Source organism: Gordonia aichiensis NBRC 108223 (genome assembly GCF_000332975.1).
Lineage (GTDB): Bacteria > Actinomycetota > Actinomycetes > Mycobacteriales > Mycobacteriaceae > Gordonia > Gordonia aichiensis.
The window spans coordinates 322,980-348,455 of record NZ_BANR01000003.1 but is presented as its reverse complement, the minus strand read 5'-3'; the positions used below and the strand labels follow the sequence as shown (position 1 = coordinate 348,455).

1 protein-coding gene (cut by a window edge) is annotated in these 25,476 nt (G+C 65.2%); it reads right to left on the bottom strand.

The window, feature by feature from the left end:
* Positions 1–25,476 carry the 5' portion of a non-ribosomal peptide synthetase gene (locus GOACH_RS03010; protein ID WP_217999508.1) on the bottom strand. It extends 7,275 nt beyond the left edge of the window, so 25,476 of the gene's 32,751 nt are visible here — the first part of the coding sequence; its start codon is at positions 25,474–25,476; its stop codon lies off the left edge, out of view.

Genomic DNA, 25,476 nt, shown 5'->3' with positions numbered 1-25,476 from the left:
ATCGAAGATGTCTCGCACACCCATCTGGAGGCCGAACCGGTCACCGACTCTGGCCGCGACCCTGGTGGCACTCAACGAATGTCCGCCGATGTCGAAGAACGAGTCGATGACCGAGACCTCGTCGACTCCGAGCACGTCGGCAACAATGTCGGCGACCGCCTGCTCGGTGCTATCGGCGGGCGCCACCCGCTCCCCGACGGCGAACTCGGGTGCCGGGAGCGCTCTTCGGTCGAGTTTGCCCAGCGGCGTGACGGGCATCGTGTCGATCAACATGATGGCCGCGGGGACCATGTAGGTGGGCAACTGACGTGCCAGAGCTGCAGCGAGGTCGTCGAGCAGGTTGCCGTGCGCGTTGGCGTGAGTATCGCCCTTTGCGGCCACCACGTAGGCGACGACCCGAGTGGTGCCGTCGCTGTCCGCGACACCGATGGTGACCGAGGCGGCCACCGCGGGGTCGGTAGCGAGCAAGGCGTCGATCTCACCGAGTTCGACGCGCTGGCCGTTCACCTTGACCTGGAAATCGGCGCGGCCTGCGAACTCCAGATCGCCCATCGCACGCCAGCGCACCAGGTCGCCGGTGCGGTACAGACGACTTCCCGGCGCTCCGAAGGGATTGGCGACGAAGCGTTCGGCCGTCAGGCCCGGACGGTTCAGATATCCCAGAGCGATGGACTCCCCCGATAGGTAGAGTTCGCCGATCATTCCCACGGGCACGGGATGGAGGCGTTCGTCGAGAACGACGACATCAACACCTCGGATCGGGGCCCCGATGGTCACCGGTGCACCAGCCCGTAGCCGCGCCGACGTCGACCACACCGTGGCTTCCGACGGCCCATAGAGGTTGATCATGGTGTGTCCGGCCGAGATCCACCGCTGCACCAGATCAGAAGAGATGGCTTCACCAGCGGTCGTCACGTGCCGAACAGTGCGCAGCGCCTCCGGAGACAGCGTCGCCAATACCGACGGCGTCACGACGAGGTCAGTGACCCCGCCGTCGACGATCACACGTTCGAGCTCCGCTCCCGCGAACACATCGGCAGGCGAGACCACCAGCGGAACACCGAGTCCGATCGCCCACAGCATCTCGAAGAACGAGGCGTCGAAACTCGGGGACGCGACGTGGAGGATTCGCACGTCGTCTCCAGTTCCGGAGATATCCCGTTGAGCTGCGAGAAGATTGGCGATACCGCGCGCCGAGACGGCGACACCCTTCGGCTTGCCGGTCGAGCCCGAGGTGTAGATGACGTAGGCCGTGTCATCAGCGCGCGGAGTGCCAAGCAACTCGTCGTGCCCGAGCGGAGTAGAAGAGAGCCCGTCGAGACGTTCCACGATATGCGGGGCGTCGAGCTCTATCCAGGCGGAATCGGAGGCCGCAGCGAGTTCGGGAGCGTGTCTCGATTTCGTCAGACCGATCCGCACACCCGCATCGGAGAGCATGTGTGCGACACGCTCAGCGGGCAGCACCGGATCGACCGGCAGATACGCGGCGCCTGTCTTGAGAACAGACCAGACCGCGATCACCGAGTCGACGGACCGCGTGAGGGCAACGGCGACGACGTCCCCGGGGCCGACGTCGCGCGCGATCAACAGGCGGGCGAGTTCGTTTGTGCGAGCTTCGAACTCGCCGCGGTCGAGCTCGCGGTCACCACAGATGACCGCGACCGAATCCGGTTGCCCCGGGCGGGTCGCAAGGAGGTCGACCACAGGGATGCCCGCGGTGGCGACCCCTCCGCTGGCCGGGACGAGCCCTGTGCTCTCCTCGATGGAGAGCACATCGATGTCGCCGACCGCGGAGTCCGGATTCGCGGCGAACGCCGTCAGGATCGCGACGAGCATCTCGCCGAATCGGGACACCTCGGTATCGTCGAACACACCGCGCAGATACTTCACCGTCACGCGCAGTCCGTCGCCGATCGGCGACACCGCCAGATTCAGCGGGTAGTGCGTCGCATCATGTCCCTCGACGCCGAGCACACTCATTCCGGCCAGGTCTAGACCCGTTGCGGCACTGGTGTCCACCGGGTACGACTCGTAGACGGTGAGCGTGTCGAAAAGCTGTGTGGCGCCCGACTCCGCCATGATCTCCGCGAGCCCGACGTGCTGATGATCGAGTAGTCCCGACTTCACAGTCTGGAAATCGCGCAGCGCCGCCGAGACCTGCTGTCCCGGAGCTACGTTCGCGACCACGGGCAGCGTGTTGATGAACAGACCGACCATCGAGTCCACACCGTCGAGATCAGCCGGCCTGCCCGACACGGTCTCGCCGAAGGTGACCGTCGACCGTCCGGTCAACCTGGCGAGCAGTGCAGCCCACGCGTATTGGAAGATGCTGCTCATCGTCGCGCCGGTCGACCGTGACAGATCGGTGAGTGCACCGACGACGGCAGCGTCGAGATCGACGATGTGGTCGGCGGGTTCAGCGACTGCGGTGGCACGACCGCCCGCAACAAGGGTCGGTCCGTCGATGTCGGCGAGCAGATCGCGCCACGCCGAGATGCCGGCGCGGCGATCTGTGCGTGCCAGCCACTCGAGGAAGCTCTTGTAGTCGGGCGCGGAGTCCTCGGTCGCCAGCGGCGCGTCGGTGGCATACGCGGTGAACAGGTCGGCGATGACCAGCGGACCGGACCAACCGTCGAGAAGGAGATGGTGGTTGGTGATGAGGAGTCGATGATCACCGGAGGGCAGTGCGACAAGTGCGAACCTGATCAGCGGCGGCACCGAGAGATCGAAGGGACGCTCGAGCTCTTCCCGCGCGACGTCGGCAAGCGCGACATCCGCATCGTCGCGGTCCGCCAGCTCGACGACGCGCCACGGTGTCGGCACCGCCCGCGGCACCACTGTGAGTACCTCGCCGCTCGACGTCTCGGCGAACGCCGATCGCAGGACGCGATGCCGCCGCATCAGCGCCGCAACCGCACGTTCGAATCGCTCGGCATCGACATCGCCGCCGAGTTCAATCGCCGACTGCACCACGTAGACATCGCTCGCCCCGCGCTGCAGCGCCATGCCCGCCTCGAAGTACAGGCCGGCCTGCAGCGGCGACACCGCCCACACATCCGCCCCGGGGTACCTGGTGTCCACCGCATCGAGGTCACCCTGAGTCAGTTGCACCCCTGCGACATCGGATGGCGTGAGTCCGGGATCACCGACTGCCTGCGCATAGTCAGCAATCGCGCCGACCGCGCGCGCCCACGCCGACGAGATCTCGTCGACTGTGGCAGCGTCGACCGCACCGACGGGAAAAGCGAACTCGGCACGCAGTTCTCGGCCATCCGCACCGGGAACGGTCGACACGTTGATCGCGAGCGCCGCCGGCGCCACCATCGCGCCGGAGCCCGCTGCCATCAGTCGCGGTTGGTCGGCCACCGGGACGATCGCACTGCGCCCGACCTCATCGAGGTCGATGTCACCGGCACCCGCAGCGCCCGCACCCAGATAGTTGAAGGTGATCGACGGAAGCGCGGCGTCGGCCAGCGGAGCGTCGCCGAGATAGCGCAACGCACCGAAGGCGATTCCCTTGTCCGGCTGCGCCGCAAGCGCCTCCTTGACGGCCTTCACCGTTGCTCCGATAGCACCCGGTTCGAGTTCGGCAACCCCAGGACGGCTGGGGACCCTCGGCAGCACAACGGGTGCCAGCGCCGTGAACCAGCCGACTGTTCTCGAGAGATCGGCGCCCGCTGTCACGTGTTCCTCACGCCCGTGACCCTCGACGAGTACCCCGATACCCCTCGACTCGTCCTGCGCGTCGAGATGCCCCGACAGCGCGAGTGCCAAGGCGGCCAGGAAGATCTCCGACGGCCCGGTGCGGAATGCCGCTGCGGTCGAACCCAGGACGGTGCGCGTGATGTCCGACGGGACAGTCGCCGTCGTCACCCGCATTGTCGAGAGTCTGTCGCGTACGCGGTCGAGCGGACCGAAGACGTCGGCTCCGCGCAACGCTTCGCGCCACAGTGGCAGTTCCGATTCGCGCTCGGTGGTCAACTGCTCGAGGGCCGTCTCCCAACGACGGAACGACGTGCCCTGCGAACTCAATTCGATCGGTTCACCCGCGGCCATTCTTCCCCACGCGACGGCGAGGTCGGTAGCCAGGATCGACCACGACACGGCGTCGACGGCGAGATGATGAACGACGACGAGAAGCCTTCCAACGGAACCATCGGCAGGCCTCAGACCCACGAGTTGCAGCAGACGGCCGCGGGCCGGATCGAGGCGCGACAGGGCCGCCGCATGCTCTGCGTCGAGCGCATGCGCGAACGCCTGCGAGTCGATATCAGTGGTGCCGACCGACACTATGCGAACGGCATCGTCGTCGAATTCCGTTGCACCTGCGTGAAGTTCGGCGACTCCACGGTGCACGGTCAGTGTCGCGGTAAGCATCGGGTGCGCCGCGCTGATCGCGCGCCCGATATCGGCGAGCTGGGTCTCGTCGACCCCTTCCGGCAAGGTGAACACCAGCCATTGTGCGAAGTCCGCGAAATCCTCCGGACCGTCGGCATGTTCGAGCATCCATGCGATCATCGGGCCGATCGGCACCGGGCCGACCGCTCCGCCGGGTAGTTCCGACAGCGTCGGCGCCTGGGTTCGTGCCGAACGCGCGAGGGCGCGAGGCGAGCGCAGTTGGAAGATGTCGCGCGGCGTGACATGGACGTCGATGGCGCGCAACGCCTGGGTGAGCTGGATCGACAGGATGCTGTCACCGCCGAGTGCGAAGAACGAATCGGCGACGGAGACCTGCTCGACGCCGAGCACGTCGGCATACACCGCGGCGATGCGCGCCTCGATGGCATCAACGGGTGCGACATGCTCGCCACCACCGAACTCGGCTCGAGGCAACGCATGTCGGTCCAGTTTTCCAGTAGGCGTCAGCGGGAGTTCGTCGATCACGAGGACCCGAGCGGGCACCATGTAGGCGGCGAGCCGACCCGACAGTGCCTCGCGGACAGACTCCTCGACGAGTGTCGAACCCGGCGTAGCGACCACATAGGAGACAAGCCGCGTGGACGACCGCGGCCCGGGCACACCGATGGTGACGGCTGTCGCGACATCATCGAGATCGGTGAGTGCCGCGTCTATTTCGCCGATCTCCACACGCTGACCGTTGATCTTGACCTGGAAGTCAGCGCGCCCGGCGAATGACAAATTGCCCGCCTCGTCCCACCGCACCAGATCGCCGGTGCGATACATCCGAGAACCGGGCCCGCCCCAGGGGTTGGCGACGAACGTCGCCGCGGTCAGCGACGCGCGTCCGAGATAGCCGCGCGCGAGGCCGTCGGCCATGAGATACAACTCCCCCACCATGCCGACCGGGACCGGGTGCAGCCGCTCATCGAGCACACACACGCAGAAACCGGCTATCGGACGACCGATGGTCACCGGTTCGTCGGCTACGAGCACAGACGACGTCGCCCACACGGTCGATTCGGATGGACCGTAGAGGTTGACCATCGTTCGCGGTTCCCGTGCCCAACGGGCGACGAGCTCCGGCGGGCATGCCTCACCTGCCGTGGCGAGATGGCGCAGACTACTCACGTTGTCGGGATCGAGTGTTGCCAGCACCGACGGGGTGATCACCATGTCGGTCACCGCATGTTCGGCGATGACCGCCTCCAATCCGGTCCCGCCGTACGTGCCAGCCGGCGAGATCACCAGTGTCGCACCCGTTCCCAATGCCCATGCCATCTCGAAGAACGAGGCGTCGAAGCTCGGTGACGCCACGTGCAGGACGCGAACGTCGTCGCCACTGCCTGAGATCGCGGCCTGCGCCGCCACCATCGTGGTGATGCCGCGAGCCGTGACCGCCACCGCCTTGGGCACACCGGTCGACCCGGAGGTGTAGATCAGATAGGCGAGATCGTCGACTGTCGGTTGCCGGACCAATTCACCGCTGAGGATCGGCGTGTCGGGAAGCTCGACAAGTGTTGCGCGGACGTGCGCATCATCGATTGCGATCCACTCGATTCCAGGGATCCCGAGCGACGAGGCGGCGTCGGTCGTCGTCAACCCGACGGTCACACCGGAGTCGGCGAGCATGTAGGCGATGCGATCAGCCGGCAGCGTCGGATCGACGGGCACGTACGCAGCTCCCGCCGACAACACCGACCACATCGCGACAACGGAATCGATGGAACGTTCGATGCCGACGGCCACAACCGATCCCGGTCCGATTCCGCGTGCGATCAGGGCACGTGCCAGGCGGTTTCGGGCCGCGTCGAAGGATGCATAGGTGATCTGCTCTGCACCGCACACCAGTGCGAGACGCTGCGGATTCGACGGCCGCGAGGCCAGCCAACGGTGCACCGGCAGAGGCTCGCGGCCTCCGCCATCGCCACGGGCCGGAGCAAGCCGTTCGGCTTCCTCCGGCGTCATCAGTGCGATGTCGCCGACCGCGCGCTCCGGGCCGGTAGCCAGGCCATCGAGGACACGGAGCAGAAGACGGCCGAGCCTCTCGACTTCCCGCTCGCCGAACGCCGACGTGAGGTACTTGAGGGTCACGCGGAGCCCGCCGTCGATCGGCGCAGCCGCCATGTTCAGCGGGTAGTGAGTTGCATCGGATCCCGACACGTTCGTGATCGCGAGTGTGTCGTGGTCGGCGGTCGACTCTCCTTCCCCGACTGCCGGTCTGCCACGGGCAGGCGAGTTGTCGCCCGCAGGCGAGTCGGCCGGGCCCGAGTCTTCTGCGGACGTGTCGAGCGCCGAGGCATCCACCGGGTACGACTCGTACACGGTCAACGTGTCGAACAGCACCTGTTCGTCGGTGAGCGACAGGATCTCACCGAGGCCGAGGTACTGGTGATCGAGCAGAGATGCCTTACGCGACTGCAGGTCTGCGATCTCGTCAACCGGAGTGCGCGAGCCGTTGATATCCACGACAACCGGCAGGGTGTTGATGAACAGGCCGGTCATCGACTCCGCACCGTCGAGGTCCGCAGGCCTGCCAGACACTGTCTCGCCGAACACCACCGTGCGTTGCCCCGTCAGTCGTGACAGGACGAGAGCCCACGCGTACTCCAGAACGGAGGCGAGTGTCGCGCCGGCTCGTCTACCGAGGTCGGTGAGCTGTTCTGTCGCGTCCGGGGCCACTCGGAGCTCGAGATCTCGTGGCAGCGAATCGGTCTCCGCATCACGGCCCGCTGCGAGCAGCGTCGGCCCTTCGACCTCTGAGAGTAGTCTCGTCCACGCACCGCGGGCCGCGGCGCGGTCACGCGTGTCGAGCCAACGCAGGAAGTCCTCGAAGTCCCGGTCGGGCGGCGGAGGCGTCGCGCCGTGATACAGCGCAAAGAGGTCGGCGAGCACGATCGGTCCCGACCATCCGTCGAGGATGAGATGGTGATTGGTCACCAACAGGCGGGATCGGTTGTCGGGCAGACGGAGCACGACGAACCGGATCAGCGGCGGATCTGCAGGATCAAAAGGCTTGCGACGCTGCTCGTCTGCGATCTCGTCCGCGCTCGCGGCGGCCTGCTCCTTCGCATCCGTCGACAGGTCGACGACCTCGAACGGGGCGGACAGTCCGCCGGGGACGACGCTCACAACGCGGCCCGACACGGTCGTGGTGAAGCCTGCACGGAGTACGCGATGTCTCCGGAGCAGCTCATTCGCCGCGTCGTGGAGCCTCGTCTCGTCCAGCGGGCCGGTGAGATCGATCGCGGTCTGCACGACATAGACGTCGAGGTCGCCGTGCCCTGACGTCGTGGTCGTCGCAGACTCGAAGTAGAGCCCCGTTTGCAGCGCCGTCGTCGGCCACACCACTGCTCCCGGGTAGCGCACGGCGAGTTCGTCGAGGGCGGCTTGGGAGTGCTGTGGACCGATCACGTCGCTCGTACTGAGCCCGGGATCGCCGATCTCGGCCACGTGCGTGACGAGTCGGTCCAGAACCTCTTCCCATCGATCGGCGATATGCGCCACAGTCGCGTCGTCGACGCGGTGCGACGAGGAGTCGAACTGTGCGATCACGCGCCCGTCACCGGTCACCTCGGAGGTCACCGAGAGCGCGCCCTGTGCGCCGACACGGCCCGACGCCGATGGCGGCAAACTGTAGCGCTCCGGCGCCGGCGCCACATCATCGTCTCCCGCAGCGTCTTTCGCACCTCGACCGGTGATGCCGAGATGGTTGTAGACGATCTCAGGAAGCGCACGACCAGCGAGCGGCGAGTCGTCGACGAGGTAGCGCAACGGCCCGAATGCCACGCCGTCGTCGGGAAGCGCGCGAAGGGCGTCCTTGACGCCCTTGACGACGGCGGTGGGCGTTCCGGTCGCGATCAACTCGACCGGTACCACCGAGGTGAACCATCCGACAGTACCCGAGACGTCGGCACCGGGGATCGCCTCTTCGGTGCGACCGTGACCCTCGACAAGAACCGACACGCGGTCACGGCCGGTCGCATCGCCGAGCGCCGCGACCAACGCTGCGAGAAGCAGATCCGACGGCCCGGCGCGGAACGCCGACGCGGTATCGGCGAGCGCCTCGCCGATGTCGGGCCGCAACTCACGACGCAGCGACGACACTTGCGACATCCGATCGCGATCGGGATCGGCGGCAACACCGAATAGCGGTGTGCCCGTGGGTAATTGTCGCTCCCAGAACTCGACGTCGGCTCGTCGATCCGCAGCCAGGTCGGTCAGCGCCGCCAACCACCTACGTACCGACGTCCGCTCCGCAGACAGTGAGATCGCCTCGCCCGCACGCACTTGCGCAGCGCCCAGGGCCAGTTCGGTTGCCACGATCCCCCAGGAGACCGCATCGATACCGAGGTGATGAATCACGATCAACACTCGGCCTGCCGCCGGTGGGCGCGCGCGCACGACGGCCGCCTGTACGAGGATCCCCGACGAGGGGTCGAGACGTCCGGCGGCGTCGCGGTGGGCGCGTTCGATCGCGTCGGAGAACGCCACCTCCCCCGGCCGGGCGTCGACACGAACCTCGGTGACCTCCGCAACGGGTCGTCCTGCACCGATGTCCAACCAGAGTCCGGTGTCGTCAGCGCGCAACGCCGATGCGAGTGCCGGATGGTTCTCGATCATCGCGGTCAGGACTTCACGCACGTCGTCCGACGACAGCGACTCGGGCAGTGTGAACACGCCTGCCTGCGCGAAATCGTCGAGATCTGCCGGTTCCGAAGAGAGGTCGATCATCCACCGTGCGGCCGGCGGAACCGCCGCGCGGCCCTTCGCGCCGCCGGGAAGTTCGTTCAGAGATGCTGCGACGACATCTCCCGACACCTTCGCGAGCGCACGCGCAGACGGATGCTCGAAGATCTGTCTGGGAGTGACGGCAACTCCGGCGGCTCGCAGAAGCGACGACAGTTGGATCGACATGATCGAATCGCCACCGAGTGCGAAGAACGACTCGGTCACCGAGATCTGGGGCAGTCCGAGAACAACAGCCATCACCGACGCGACGACACGCTCGCTTTCGGAGGCGGGCTCCACCCACCCGGTTGTCTCGCCGAACTCCGGTGCGGGCAGGAGCTTTCGATCGATCTTGCCGGCCGAACTCCGCGGCATCGAGTCGAGCACTACCCAGTTGGTCGGGCGCATGTACTCGGGCAGACGTGCGCCGATCGAGTCGGCCACGAGGTCGATGTCGATGTCGATGGAGCCGGTACCGGACAGATAGCCAACGAGATGGTCGGCCCCTCCCGGTGCCCGCTTCACGGCGGCTGCCGCATGGATCACTCCCGGAGCGGCCTCGAGCACCGCTTCGATCTCGCCGAGCTCGAGGCGCTGTCCGCGCAACTTGACCTGGAAATCGCTGCGCCCCAGGTATTCGAGTCCCCCGTCGGCATTCCACCGCACGAGATCACCGGTCCGGTAGAGACGTCGACCGCTCCCCTCGCCTATCGGTGCCGCGACAAAGCGTTCAGCGGTGAGGTCCGGTCGGGATGCGTATCCGCGCGCCAACTGCACGCCACCGAGATACAGTTCTCCGCTGACACCGCGGGGAACCGGATGCAGACGGTTGTCCAGCACGTACACGTCGGTGTTCCATACCGGCGCGCCGATCGGCACCGTCACCATGCCCTCGGTGATCGACTGGGCGGTCACGTCGACGGCCGCTTCCGTCGGGCCGTAGAGGTTGTCGAGTTTGACACCGGGCATCCGCGCCAATGCGGCAGATGCCGTCGTCGGAGTGAGCGCCTCACCCGATGTGAAGATCTGACGCATCGAGCTCAGCGGATCGCTGGTCGCCGGTTCGGACGTCGAGAGACCAGTGGGCCGCGGGCGAGAGGGTTCGTTCGCGGCGACGAAGGCGGCGAGCATCGAGGGCACGAAATGCGCCACGGTGACCCGCTCTCGCGAAATGATGTCCGCCACATAGTCCGCGTCACCATGCGCTCGCGGCGCGGCAACCACCAGGGTCGCCCCGACCATGAACGGCCAGAACAACTCCCACACCGAGACGTCGAAGGTGTACGGGGTCTTCTGGAGCACCACATCGTCTGCCGTCAAACGGTAGGCGCCCTGCATCCACGCGATGCGGTTGGTGATGGCACGGTGCGAGACGGTGACGCCCTTGGGCCGACCGGTGGACCCGGACGTGAACAGCGTGTAGGCCGCATCGTCGGGCCGCAGTGGCCGGATGCGCTCGTCATCGGTGATCGTGCTCTGATGACCGGCCCCTGCGAGGTCTGCGCTGCAGTCGACCTCGAGGACGTCGACGTTCCCGAGGGCGGCGATCGGTACCGGAAGCCGCCCTGCGGCAACGAGCACCGCAGACACACCGGCCGTGGAAACCATGTACTGCGCGCGCTCGACCGGCGCATCGGTGTCGATCGGCACATAGTGTCCGCCCGCGGCGACCACGGCATGGACCGCCACCAGCATCTCCACGGATCGGTCTATGCAGACGGCGACCGCGACGTCCGGGCCGACGCCCGACGCGATCAGTCTCCGTGCGAGTACGGCGACATGAACGTCGAACTCGTCACGCGAGAGTGCTCGTTCACCCGCGCGCAGCGCGTCCGTCTTCGCACCCCGGCCACTGCCGACGACGTCGAGAAGTGTGCACGGCTCGACCGGGACCTGTGGACCTTTGCCGAGTGCGACGACCTCGTCGCGGTCTGCGTCGGCGAGCAGGGGGATGTCGCCGACCGGACGTGACGGATCATCGAGAACCTCACGAACGAGGCGCAGGAACATGTTTCGCAGACCGATGACAGTTGCCTCGTCGAACAGGTCGGTCGCGTAGACGAGGCTTGCGCGCCAACCAGACGGCGCCGCCACGATCCCCAACGTCAGATCGACTTGCGCGGGTACGAGGTCTGTGTCGACGCGGCGAACCGTCAGGTCATCAAGTCGTGCCAACTCCCGCGATGCCGCACCATGGTCGGCAGAGTAGGTCAACATGACCTGAAACAGCGGCGAGAATGCTTCCGACCTAGTCGGTTTCATCGCGTCGACCAACGACTCGAATGGCACGTCGGCGTGCGCGAATGCCTCGACGTCGTGCGTCTTGACGCTCTGCGCCAGATGGGCAAAGCTCGCCGCAGGATCCACACTGGTCCGAAGTACGAGAGTATTGACCAACATTCCGATCAGCGGATCGAGTTCGGCGCGGCCGCGGCCGGCCACCGGCGTTCCGATCACGACGTCGTCGGTTGCGGCGATGCGCGACAGCAGCAGAGCGAAGGCCGCGTGGGACACCATGAACTCGGTGACACCGAGGGTGCTGGCGAGCGAAGTGATTCCGGCAGAAAGCTCGTCTGGAATCTCGAAGTCGAGCATCGCACCATGATGAGAGGCGACCGCGGGCCGTGGTCGGTCCGTCGGTAGCTCGATAACTTCCGGAACACCGTCGAGTTGACGAGTCCAGAACGACATCTGTTGTGCGAGTGCGGATTCCTGGTCATCGAGATCGCCGAGCGTGCGTCGCTGCCACAGTGCAACGTCCACGAACTGCACCGGAAGTTGCGGCAGGCCAGCGTCGGGGGCTGAGGATCGGCGCGCGAGATAGGCAGCGATGACGTCGGATACCAATGGAGTCAATGATTCGCCATCGGCGGCGATGTGGTGCAGTGCGAGCACCAACAGGTGGTGATCGTCACCGTGCGAGCACAACAGCACCCGGATCGGCAGGTCGCGCGAGACATCGAACCCTTCGGCGACGAAGGCGCTGATGTCCTCCTCGCGTCGAGTGGTGCGCCAGTCCAGCAGGACCGCTGCTGTGTCGATATCCACGACGTTCTGGTAGGGCTCGCCGTCGGGGTCGATCGGGAACACTGTGCGCAGGATCTCATGTCGCTCGACCACGTCGAGCACCGCCCGTTCCAGCGCGATCGCATCGAGGCTGCCGGTGAGGTCAAGCGCGATCGGCACGGTGTACGTGGAAGCCGACGTATCGAACTGGTTGATGAACCACATCCGGCGCTGGGCAAACGACAACGGCGGGTATTCCGGACGCGGGCCACGGGTCAACGCAACACTTGGGCGCACGGCGCTCGCGCCGACTACGTCGGCGAGACCACGAGCCGATGGCGCCGAGAACAGCTCACGCACACCGAGCTCAATCCCGAGAGCGTCGCCGACCCGGGCAACAACACGGGTTGCCGACAGCGAGTCACCGCCGATATCGAAGAACGATGCCGTTACCGAAACCTCGGCAACGCCGAGTACGTCGGCGAACACCGAAGCGATGACACGCTCTGTCTCGGTGGCGGGTGAATCGCCATCCGTCATCGCTCGCCGTGGCTGCGGAAGCGCCCGCCGATCGATCTTCCCGACAGGAGTGAGCGGGAACCTGTCCAGGATGGTGAAGGTGGCTGGAACCATGAACTCGGGTAGCCGCTGCGCTGCGCTGGCGCGTACCGACCTGACTGTCGATTCGGGATCGGCGGCATCATCGAGCACGACGTATGCGGCCAACTCGGTGGCGACCGGAGCGCCTACCCCGACGACGATCGCGGCGTCAACTCCGGGATGACCGCCGATGGCCGACTCGATCTCGCCGAGTTCGATACGCAATCCGCGGAGTTTGATCTGATGATCAGAGCGACCTATGTACACCGCGGTTCGACGGCCACGTCCATCAGTCTCCACTCGAACGAGATCACCCGTGCGATAGAGGCGCTCACCGAAGGTGCCATCAGGGTCAGCGACGAACGATGCAGCGGTCAAGCCGGGACGATGAAGATACCCTCGGGCGAGCGAGTGACCACTGACATAGAGCTCGCCGACCATTCCCTCCTGCACCGGTCGCAGACGCCGATCAAGCACGCGAAGATCAATGCCTCGGGTGGCATTCCCCAACGGGACCAGGGGTTCACCTGTCTCCAGTTCACCCAGCATCACCGCGATCGTCGTCTCGGTTGGTCCGTACACCGAAATTAAGCGAGTGCGATCGGCCCACCGGTCGACCAATGCACGCGGTATCGCCTCGCCGCCGACGAGCACGACGCCCAGGTCCGGCACAGCTGCGGGATCGAGAGTCTCGAGCACCGCCGGAGTGAGGAATGTCGCGTCGATCCCGGCAGCAACAATCATCTCCGCCAGAGCACGTCCGCCAACGACATCGGCGTTCCGATAATGGATTTCGCCTCCGACAGTTACAGCAAGCAGCATCTCGAGGACCGAGGCATCGAAACTCGGTGACGCGAAGCCGAGCACGCGCGAGCCTGGTTCCAATTGCGCATTGTGCTGCTGCGACAGCGCGAAGTTGGCCAGGCCTCGATGAGTGACCGCAACGCCCTTGGGAGTACCCGTCGAACCGGACGTGTAGATCACGTAGGCGATCTCGTCGACAGAAGTGACCCGGTCCGAAAGGCGAGCATCCGCGACGTGATCCGACACCTCTTCGCTGGACAAGACGTCGTCGATATCGAACCAGTGCACGTTGTCGTGCGCCGCATCGATCGTCCGTTCGTCTGCAGTATGTTCATCTGCGAATGACTTGGCGGAGAATCCAATTCGGACGTCGGAGTCGGTGACCATGTGGTTCACACGGTCGGCAGGATAATTCGGATCGATCGGCACGAATCCCGCACCTGTCTTCGCGACCGCCCAGACTGCCGTAAGCAGTCGACGACCGCGCGGTATCGCCAGCGCGACGAGATCTCCGCGGGCGATACCGCGCCGCATCAACCAGACGGCCAACCGCTCCGACGTCGCATCGAGTTCTGCATACGTTGCACGGCCGTCCGGTCCGGACACAGCACCGGCGTCGGCGTGAGCGATCGCAGCCGTGCGTAAGAGTTCGGCAAGTGTGGCAGGCTCCGTGGCCTCCGAGCCGCGCGGTAGGAGCGCACTCGCTTGCGCGGACGTCACCACACGAATGTCGCCGCACCTGAGATCGGGAACCGACACCAGCTGTTCGAGCACGTAGTGCAGCGACTGGAGCAGTGCGGCCGCAAAGGGACCGGCCACCGCATCGGGCCGGTACTTCAAAGTCAGCCGTAGGCCGTCGGCGACCGGCGCTGCCACCACCGTCAGGGGATAGTGGCTAGCGTCGGAGACCTCGACCCCGTCGATCTGCAGACCTCCTGCTTCCGTGGACATTCCGATCGCCGCGGCGTCGACGGGATACGACTCGTACACCGTCAGCGTGTCGAAGAGGACCGGCGTGTCAACAGTCGCGGCGATCTCGGGCAACCCGATGTGCTGGTGGTCGAGGACGGAGATCTTCTGGTCGTGCAATTCGATCAGGCAATCCTGCACGGAGCGTTCGTTGTCGACGTCCACCGCAACGGGAAGAGTGTTGATCATGAGGCCGACGATCTGCTCGGCTCCGTCGAGATCGGCCGGCCTGCCCGACACCGTTTCGCCAAAAATGACGGCTTGCTGGCCAGTCGCCCGCGAGAGCAGCACGGCCCAGGCGAACTGGATGATCGTCGCGCCCGTGACGCCGGTACTGCGCGCAAGCTCCGAGATACCAGAAGCGATATCCTCATCGAGTTCCGTCGTGACCTCTCGAGGTGCAACGACAACGTCCCGCGATGCACCGGGCGCAATGAGCGTTGGCTCAGCGAACCCACTCAACGCTGCTTGCCACGCCGCAGCGTCGGCGTCGCGATCACGTGCCGACAACCATTCGAGGAAATCACTGAACCCTACTGCCGGAGTAGCGATGAGCCCCGGATCTGAGTAAGCGACGAACAGATCGTTGAGGACGATCGGCCCCGACCAGCCGTCGAGGATGATGTGGTGATTGGTGACGATGAACACCGATCGGCCGGCAGCGGTCCGCACCAACGTGAATCTGATCAGTCCCGGGCGGGCGAGATCAAACGGGTCCATCCGGTCGTCGGCGGCTATGGCAGCGACGTCGGAGTCAGGGGAGGCGATCTCACGCCACCCGAGTTCGATGTCTTCGACGACGACACCGACAGGTGTCCCCTCGTGCGTCCGTACATACGCCGTGCGCAAGACCTCATGCCGACGCACGACCGCCTGCGCCGCGGCACGCAACCTATGCGCATCCACCTCGCCTGACAACTCCAGAATCACCTGCGCGACATAGACGTCGGCCCCCGAATGTCCGTCTGCGACATCGTTCTGGAACAGCAGTCCGGCCTGCAGCGGTGCCAGCGGCACGAGGTCTGCGCCCGGGTGCGCGTCTTCTATGTTGTCGATCTCGGACTGGGTCAGACCGATGTCTGCCACGTCGGACGGAGTGCGTCCGACATCCCCGAGCGCGTCCACGAGGTCGGCGATCTTACTGAGTTCGTCCTCGAAGTCAGCTGCGATCTGCCCCACGGAGTCGGCATCCAGCATCGTGTCGAGATAGGCGAAATCGACGTCGAGTGAGCGCCCCCCAGCACCGGGGGTGCTTGCTACATTGACCGACAGCGCACCCGGCGCGACCATGCGGCCCGACAACGAACCGGGCAATGCCACGCTCTCGGTCGCAGGTACGAATGTCATCGACCCCGAGTCGTCGGTTGCCACGGCAGTCTCCGAGCCGAGCGACACTCGGTTGCCGAGATAGTTGAAGGTGATTAGCGGTGCAGGCCGCTCCCGGAGTGCACGGCCGTTCTCGGAGTAGTACAACGCGAGGTAGGCGGCGCCGCGATCGGGCTGTGATGCGAGTGCTTCCTTGACCTGCTTGACGAGAGCTCGCGGCTCCGCATTGGAAAAAGGATCCACGGCAAGTGGCGCAAGGCTCGTGAACCATCCTACGGTGCGCGCGAGGTCGGCACCCGGCGCGAGATCCTCTTCGCGCCCATGTCCTTCGACAAAGATCGACACCGGAGACGTTGACGTCACGCCCTGCCTGGCCCTCCATCGACCAATCGCCGCTCCGAGCGCGGCGAGCATCGCCGTCTGCGGCGTGGTCCGAAATGAGGTGGCCACCGAGGTGAGAATCCGCTCTCCGAGTTCGGCGGGCAAGACTCGACTCACCGTGTGCACGCGGGATTCACGATCGGTACCGCGATCAATGGGCCGCAGGCCAGGCTCGACCTCTACGGGCAGTGCATCAAGCCATCCCGCGACATCGTCTGACCGTCCTGCCGCGGTGTCGGCCAACGCTGCCGACCACCGTCGCACCGACGTGGCCTCAGCCGCGAGTTCGACGGGCGAACCGGCCGTTCGCTGCGCAATGCCGGTCACTGCTGCGGTGATGATGGTCTGCCACGACACGGCGTCGACGACGGCATGATGGATTGCCAGGATGCCGCGACCAGCACCTCCCGACGCCGGGAGCAGAGCGGCATAGGACACCATTCGTCCAGATGTCGGGTCGAGCCGACTCAACGCAGCGGCGTGCTCACGACCGAGTTCCTGTTCGAACTCCGTTGTGCCCGGGCTGCTCTCGGTACGCCGGATACTGACCATGTCGTCGTCGAAACGGCGTCCTGTCGCGGTCAGTCGCCACGCACCCGACGAGTCGACGACGAGGTCTGCCGACAGCATAGGGTGGGTATCGACGAGGGCCCCGAGCACCGCAGCGATATCGGAGACCGTGGTGTCCTCCCGGTGCACGACGATCGCGGCCTGCGAGAAGTCTGCGAGTTCCGACGGTGCGTCGACGCGGTCGACGAGCCACCTGAGGACAGGGGGAAGTGTGATCTCGCCGTATGCGCCGCCCGCAAGCTCGGGCAGTACGTCAACCGCGGCCTCGTCGACGGTGCGAGCCAACGCGCGGACGGTCTTGGCTTCGAAGATGTCTCGCGGGCGCAGGTCGAAGCCTGCAGCACGTAGCGCCGAGGAGAACTGGATCGACATGATCGAGTCGCCACCGAGAGCGAAGAACGAGGCGTCGATCGAGACCTTGTCAAGGCCAAGCGTCGCCGCCATGATGTCGGCCACCCGCGCCTCGACAACGCTCGTCGGCGCGCAGATCGCTGCGTCTGGGCCCGTCTGCGGCTCCCGTAGGGCGTCGCGATCGAGCTTTCCGACAGGGGTCAGCGGCAGAGCCGGCAGAGCGACGATGCTCACCGGCACCATGTAGTGCGGTAGTAGAGATTCGACGTGATGGATCAGCGCTGACTCACTCGGTACGTGCGAGGGATCAGCGGCCACGATGTACGACACGAGTCGGTCAATACCGGACCGATCGGACCGACCGATCGTGATTGCCTGCGCGACAAGCGGGTGCGAACCCAATGCCGCGTCGACCTCACCCAATTCGATTCTCTGCCCCCGGATCTTCACCTGATGATCCGACCGTCCTGCGAACTCCAGCTCACCCGTGGATGTCCAGCGGACCATGTCGCCGGTGCGATACAGACGTTCGCCGCGCCGTCCGTAGGGGTTCGCAACGAAACTCGAGGCCGTCAGCCCGGCACGATGCTGGTAGCCACGGGCCAGCCCGTCTCCGGCGAGGTACAACTCCCCCACCACGCCCGTGGGAACCGGACACAGCCACTCGTCGAGCACGACAACGGCCGATCCGGTAATCGGCCGTCCGATCGTGACCGGCTGCCCCGGAACCGATCTCGCCACCGTGGCCCAGACCGTCGACTCGCTCGGCCCGTACAGATTGAACATCTCAGAACCGGCGCCGAAGAGCTCGACCAGTTCGGGGGGGCACGCCTCACCTGCAGTCGCGAGGTGGCGGACACCGTCGAGTGCACCGGGCCCATCGAACTCGGCTCCCCTCGAACCAGATGCCAGGGTGGCCAGAACTGTCGGCGTCACGACCATGTCGGTGACGCGCCCCGCGGCGATGACAGTCCTCAGGTCGTCACCGCCGTAGATCTCTGCAGGCGAGATGACGAGCGTGTGACCACCAACGTATGCCCACATCATCTCGAAGAAGGCGGCGTCGAAGCTCGGAGATGCCACATGCAGAACGCGCGTGTCGTCGGCCTGATCGGATATCCGCTGTTGCGCCGCCGCCAACGCGGCGAGCCCACGCTGGCTGACCGCCACGGCTTTGGGCAACCCGGTCGAACCCGAGGTGTAGATCAAGTAGGCGAGGTCTTCGGTCGTCAGTGGTCCCACCAGCTCGTCATCGGCGAGAGGGGCACCGGCGTTCTCGATCGGCGAGTTGGACGCGGCGTCCAGACAGGTCCATCGAACGTCGCCAACCCGGACGTTGTCGACGAATTCTGTTGTGGTCAGCCCGATCCGCACTCCCGAATCGGTGAGCATGTGCTCGACGCGATGACGTGGATAGCGCGGATCGACAGGCAGATACGCGGCACCCGCCTTAAGGATCGACCACACCGCCGTCACGGACTCAACGGAACGTTCGACCGCGACGGCCACGACGCTTCCGGGTCCGATCCCTTCGGCGATGAGCCTGCGTGCGTTCGTATTGGTCGTCGATTCGAACTCCGCATACGAGATTTCGCGATCACCACAGATCACCGCTGGGCGACCGTCGACGATCGTCCTGCGCGACAACAACTCCCGTATCGTTACCGGTGGTGGCGACACATCACCGATGGCAGGTATCGCAACGCCGTCGACGTCCGGGTCGATGACGTCGATATCGCGAATCGTGCTCGCCGATCGCCGCGCCAACGCGGTCAGCACACGTAGGAACACCGACCGGATGCGGATCGCTGTCGACTCTTCGAACAGTGCCGTCGCGTACGACATCTCACCGCTCAGTCGTGCGCCCGCCCCGCGACCGACTTCGACGAACGAGAATGCGAGGTCGACCTTGGTCGTCGTCGTCGGAACCACGACAGGCTCAACGGTGACGTCGCCGACGTCGAACGACTCTCCGAGATCTGCGTCTCTCGACTGGTAGGTGAGGCCCACCTGGAACAACGGCGAGAACGCCGTGGACCGGGTCGGCGCGATCGCATCCACCAGTTCTTCGAACGGCAGATCGGAATTGGCCATGGCGTCGAGATCTACGTCGCGTACCTGCGCCAGGAACTCGCCGACACCGATCGTCGGGTCGACCGGCGTCCGCAGCACCAACGTATTGACGAACATGCCGACCATGTCGTCGAGTGCAGCGTTGCCGCGCCCGGCGATCGCAGCACCGATGGTGACGTCGGCGGATGTCGACACCCGCGCGACTGCAAGTGCGAGTGCGGCATGGACGACCATGAACGTCGTTGTGCCCGAGTCGTGTGCGAGGGCAACGACGCGATCGGCGACATCGTCGGGCACCTCGATGGGCGTGGTGGCGCCACGCTGATCGAAGACAGCGGGACGTCGGTGGTCCAGCGGCAGGCCGACAACGTCGGGAAGCCCCGCGAGATGCGACCGCCAATAGCTCAGCTGCCTACCGACCACCGAGTCATCGTCGAGGACGCTGCCGAGTTGTTCTCGTTGCCAGACCGTGAAGTCGGCGTACTGCACCGGGAGCGGCGTCCACCGCGGCGGCATCGCACCGGTACTACGCGCCGCGTAGGCAACCGCGAGGTCGCGGGCGAGTATCGGGGCGGATTCGCCGTCAAAGGCGATGTGGTGCGCGACGAGCATGACGAGGTGGTCGTCGCCGTCGCGCGCGACTCTCCCCCGCAGCGGCAGCTGAACCGTGACGTCGAATCCGAGCTCGGCGAATTCGCCGAGTTCGCCGACAGACGCCACCGACCAGTCGAGGGCGTCACGCGCGCTGTCCGAATCGAGTATGTGTTGCACCGCGACCGCGGAGCCGTTGCGGACCTGCGAGGGGAACACGGTGCGCAACACTTCGTGGCGATCGAGCAGATCACAGACCGCCTGGTGCAGCGCGACAAGATCGACGTCACCGCGCAGCCTCAGCGCGACCGGGATGTTGTAGGCACCGGAATCGACGTCGTATTGGTTGAGGAACCAGATCCGCTGCTGCGCAAAAGACAACGGCACGACGGCAGCGGTGTCCGCGCGCGGCGCAAGCGGCACGGTGTCGCTTGCGCCGTGATCGAGTCTGCGCGCCAACTCCGCCGCGGTGGGTGATTCGAAGAGTTCCCGCAGCGGAACATGTGTGCCGAGAGCTTCGGAGATACGTGCCACGATCCGGGTGGCCGACAACGAGTTGGCACCAAGGCTGAAGAAGTCGTCGGTCGCACCAACCCTGTCGAGTCCGAGAACCTCTGCGACCGCATCGGCGATGGCGATCTCGACGTCACCCTGTGGCGCGACGTACTCCTCGGACCCGAAATCGGGTGCCGGCAACGCTCGACGATCCAGCTTGCCCGCCTGATTGAGCGGCATGGCCTCAAGCACGGTCCAGATGGTCGGCCGCATGTACTCCGGCAACCGCGCCGCCAGCGCCGACCGCGCGGCGTCGATATCGAGGCCTTCACCCGATGGTATGACGTACACCGCCAGATGACTTCCGCCGTCCGGCGAATTGGCCACGGTAGCAGCCGCATTGCTCACCTGGTCCAGTTCGGTGAGCGCTGCCTCGATTTCGCCCAGCTCGATGCGCTGGCCACGCAACTTGACCTGAAAGTCGGTGCGGCCAAGGTACTCGATCGCTCCAGTACGGCCCCAGCGCACCAGATCGCCCGTCCGGTAGAGCCGACCGCCAGCTCGGAACGGGTCGGCGACGAAGCGTTCCGCGCTCAGTCCGGGCCTGTGCGCGTACCCGCGAGCAACCTGAACACCGCCGAGGTACAACTCACCGGGGATTCCGGGTGCTGTCGGGTGGAGTCGTGAGTCGAGAATGCGTAGCTCGGTGTTCCATACCGGGACCCCGATAGGCACGATATGCCCGACCGAATCCAGGTCCGCATGAGTGACCTCGATCGCCGCCTCCGTCGGGCCGAACAGGTTGTGTAATCCGGCGTGCGGGAGCACCTCGCGGACAGCGCGGGCCAGCGCCGGTGGGAGGGCCTCACCTGAAGCGAATACGTACCGCAGCCCGTCAAGTCCTCGAAATCGTTGGTGGTCGACGACGTCGAGAAATGCGGCGAGCATCGACGGAACGAAGTGCACGCTCGTCGCCCGCGTGCGCTCGAGAAGATCGATCAAATAGTCCGGGTCGGCGTGCCTGCCGTCGGCGGTGATCGCCATCCGTGCACCAGCGAGCGTGGGCGCGAACAGCTCGGGAACCGACACATCGAAAGTGAACGGCGTTTTGAGAACAACCGTGTCGTCGGGAGTGAGGGGGAATGTCGACAGGCCCCACCGAAGCCTGTTGAGGACCGAGCGGTGGGAGACGGTGACTCCCTTGGGAGTACCTGTCGATCCCGAGGTGAACAGCGTGTACAGCGCATTGTCTGGATGAAGATATCCGAGCCGTTCAACAGCTTCGATCGGCCGCGACGCCACCGTGCCGATAGTGCCGACAGCCTCGTCGAGACTCACGGCGACGAGTCCGAGATCTGTTGCACTGGAGAACTTCTCGACCAGCACCGGGGGAAGATCGCCATCGCGCACCATGATCAGACCCACCTGCGCCGTGGAGCACATGTGGTCGAGTCTCTCGATGGGAGCTGCCGGATCAATCGGCACATACTGTCCACCCGCTGCCACCACCGCGTGTACCGCGATGACCATCTCGGGCGATCGGGGGATACACACCCCAACCGCGACCTCGGGCCCGACACCAGATCGGATCAGTCGCCTCGCGGTTGAGTTAACCGCCGCATTGAACTGGTCGAAACCGAGTTCGCTTCCATCGAATTCGAGCGCCGTACCACCGAAACGGTGGGTTGCAGCGAGAAGATCAGCTAGAGTGGCTTCCTCGAGTTCGACAGTCGGCCCCGCTGAGCGTTCGTCGATCCGCGCGCGCTCGTAGTCGTCAGGCTGACCGAGGTCGCCGATCGCCTTACCTGGCTCGCTCACCACCTCGCCGAGCACTGCAACCAAAAGCTTCACGAACGAGGACGCGGCGTCTGCATCGAAGAGGTCTGTCGCGTATTCCAGAACACCGTCCAGTGTGCGGGGAGGCGGTGCCTCACCCGTTCGACGTTCTCCCGCAAACAGCCCGGCAGCGCCTTCGACGAAGGTGATGGACAGGTCGTTGTCGGTGAGGTCACGGTACTGCTCGACTAGCTCGGCGGTGACCCCGGAAAGGTCGAAGCGTGTGTTCTGCGAACCCTGTAGCACCAGCATCACCTGGAAGATCGGTGAATGCGCAGTGCTGCGGGGAGGATCGACCGCTTCGACGACGAGGTCGAAGGGGACGTCTGCGTTCGCGAACGCAGCGAGATCGTCTTCTCTGATCGCCGCGAGCAACTCGTCGAACGACATGCCGGTACCAAGCGCGGTACGCAGCGCGATGGTATTCACGAACATTCCGACGAGATCGTCGAGTCGACGCTCACCCCTGCCGGCGAATGGAGTTCCGACGACCAGATCACGTTCACCGGTTAACCGATGTAGTAGCACCACAGTTGCCGCGTGTAGGAACATGAACAGTGATACGTTGTGCGCTTTAGCAGTTGCGTCGATCGCGACAACCAGATCCGGATCGAGTGAGAAGGGCACCGACGACGCTCTGTGGGACTGCTCGGCGGGCCGTGAACCGTCGATGGGCAGCGAGATGGCGTCGGGTGCACCGCGCAGCGTATCCGTCCAGAAAGCAAGTTGTCTGAAGGCGGGCGACTCGGGGTCGGAGGGATCGCCGAGGACATCTCGGTGCCACAGCGTGTAGTCGGCGTACTGCACCGGAAGCGGAACAAGATCGGCTCTGCGATTCTCGCGTCGTCCGGCATAAGCAGCGAGCAGGTCACGTGCAAGCGGACCGAGCGAACCGCCGTCACCGATCACGTGGTGCACGACCAGCACAAACACGAAGTCGAGTTCGTCGACTTCGATCAGCGTCGCGCGTAGCGGTGGCCTCGTCGCGAGGTCGAAGGGGGCCGACACGACCGACTCTATCTCCGCGTCGAGCCGATCGGGAAGACCTCCGAGACGTACCGGCGGCGAGACGTGCAGCTGCGGACGGAATTCATCGAAGGCGAGAATCTGTTGCGAGGGCACCCCGTCCATCACGACGAATCTGGTGCGCAGAGTCTCGTGCCGTGCGATCACGTCGCGGATCGCGCGGTCGAGCGCAACTGAATCGAGGTCGCCACGAAAACGAAGCACCAGAGGCAGGTTGTACACCGTGCTCGCCGGATCGAGTTGGTTCAAGAACCAGATTCGGCGTTGGGCGAACGACAGCGGAATATGCTCGGGCCTCGTCCGTGCGGTGAGTGCGATCCTATTCTCATGCTCGCGGTCGCCGATGCGAGCCGCGAGCTCACGAACTGTCGGCGCCTCGAAGATGTCCCGAACGGTCACGCTGAGGTCGCGCTCCTCGGCACACCTCGCTGCGATCTGCGCAGCAGCAAGAGAATTGCCGCCGATGTCGAAGATCGATGTTGTCACTCCGATGTCCGGAGCCCCAAGGACCTCGGCAACGATCTCGAGCAGACCACGTTCGAGTTCGGTCTCGGGCTCAACGATCACGTCGTCTACCGCGAATACCGGATCTGGCAGAGCCCGGCGGTCGAGCTTGCCAGACGTGTTGAGCGGCAATCGGTCGAGCGCCATCACCACATCGGGCACCATGTAGCTCGGTAAAAGCTCGCCGATGGCCTGCCGCATCGACCCGACGTCAACCGCGCCGTCACCGCCGGGCGCGACGACATAACCAACCAGTAAGTCTTGGTCGCCGCGCTTGCGGACTGCCGCGGCTGCAGCACTCACCCCAGGCAACGCTGCCAGTGCGGCTCCGACTTCACCGAGTTCGATCCTGAACCCGCGCAGCTTGGTCTGACCGTCGACCCGCCCGACGTACTCGATGCCGTCTCCTCGACGAACACAGATGTCGCCGGTGCGATACATCCGTTTCCCGGACGCCGAAAAAGGGTCGGCGACAAACGCAGTCGATGTCAGCTCGAACCTATCCAGATAACCGCGCGCTAGCTGGTTCCCGCAGAGATACAGCTCGCCGGAAATCCCGTCGGGAACTGGGTTGAGCCGAGCGTCGAGAATCCGCGCATCGACCTCACCGATCGGGCCGCCGATGTCGGATGCTGTTGTCGATTGGACGAATTCGCGATCAAGCACACGTAGAGTCGCGTAGACGGTCGACTCCGTCGGGCCGTACATGTTGGTCACCACCGGGTCGCCGCCGTTGGCGTCCTCGAGGTCCGAATACCAGCGCCGCACCGCCGCCATATCGACAGCTTCGCCTGCGAGGACCACGTAACGCAGCGTGCCGGGGAGGTCTGCAGAGCTCGCCGCGAGTGCCGCTGCGAGTTGTGAGAAGGCCGACGGTGTCTGAGCCAGAATCGATACGTTTCGCGCGGCCAGTTCGCCAATCAGCTCGTCAGGCGACCGCGTAGTCATGTAGTCGGGGACGAAAAGCGTGCCCCCGAACGCCAGAGCTGCCCAGATCTCGAACACCGAGACATCGAAAGAGTAGGAATGGAACGCGACGACGGTATCGTCGCGAGTGAGGCGATAGATGTCGCCCACCGCCTGAAGCAGCGAAACCACCGACGCATGCGGCACCGCCACGCCCTTGGGCCGACCTGTCGAACCCGACGTGTAGATCGTGTACGCAAGCGACTGTGGCCGTGGCACAGGGAGTTCGAAGTCATCTTCAACGAGGTCGACGACTTCGTCCAGCACGACGACGTCAACCGGCAATGCCAACTGCGCGAGGTCAACTGACGATCCGACGAGCGCAAGGACCGCCCCGGAGTCCTCGACGATCGTGGACAATCGCTGCGCCGGATTAGTCAGATCGAGTGGCAGATAGCCCGCTCCGGATTTCAGAACGCCAACGAGGCCGATAAGCATACTGGCATCGCGCTCAAAGGCCAGCGCGACAATTCTCTCTGGTCCCACCCCATAATGTGCGATCAGGGCCCGCGCAACCGCGTCAGAGAGCCGGTCAAGCTCACTGTAGGTCAGTGACGTTCCAGACGAGTCGGTGACGGCGATGCCCGTGGGATTCCGATGCGCAGCCATCCGGAAGAGCCCCGCGAGGCTCGCAAAGTCGTCAGTTCCCACAAGGTCGACTGCCCGCCGACGAATCTCCGTCAATGCCTGCTGCGTGGCCAGGGCCGTGGCAGCAGCGTCGCCGTTGACTGTTCCGACATGCCCTGCGACAGTGGCCGTCACCGCGGCTTCAGTGTCGATCCCGCGCTCGGCGAGCATCCGCACCGTTCCGGCTAGTTGTCCGTTCAACTGCCCGAAAGTGACTGACAC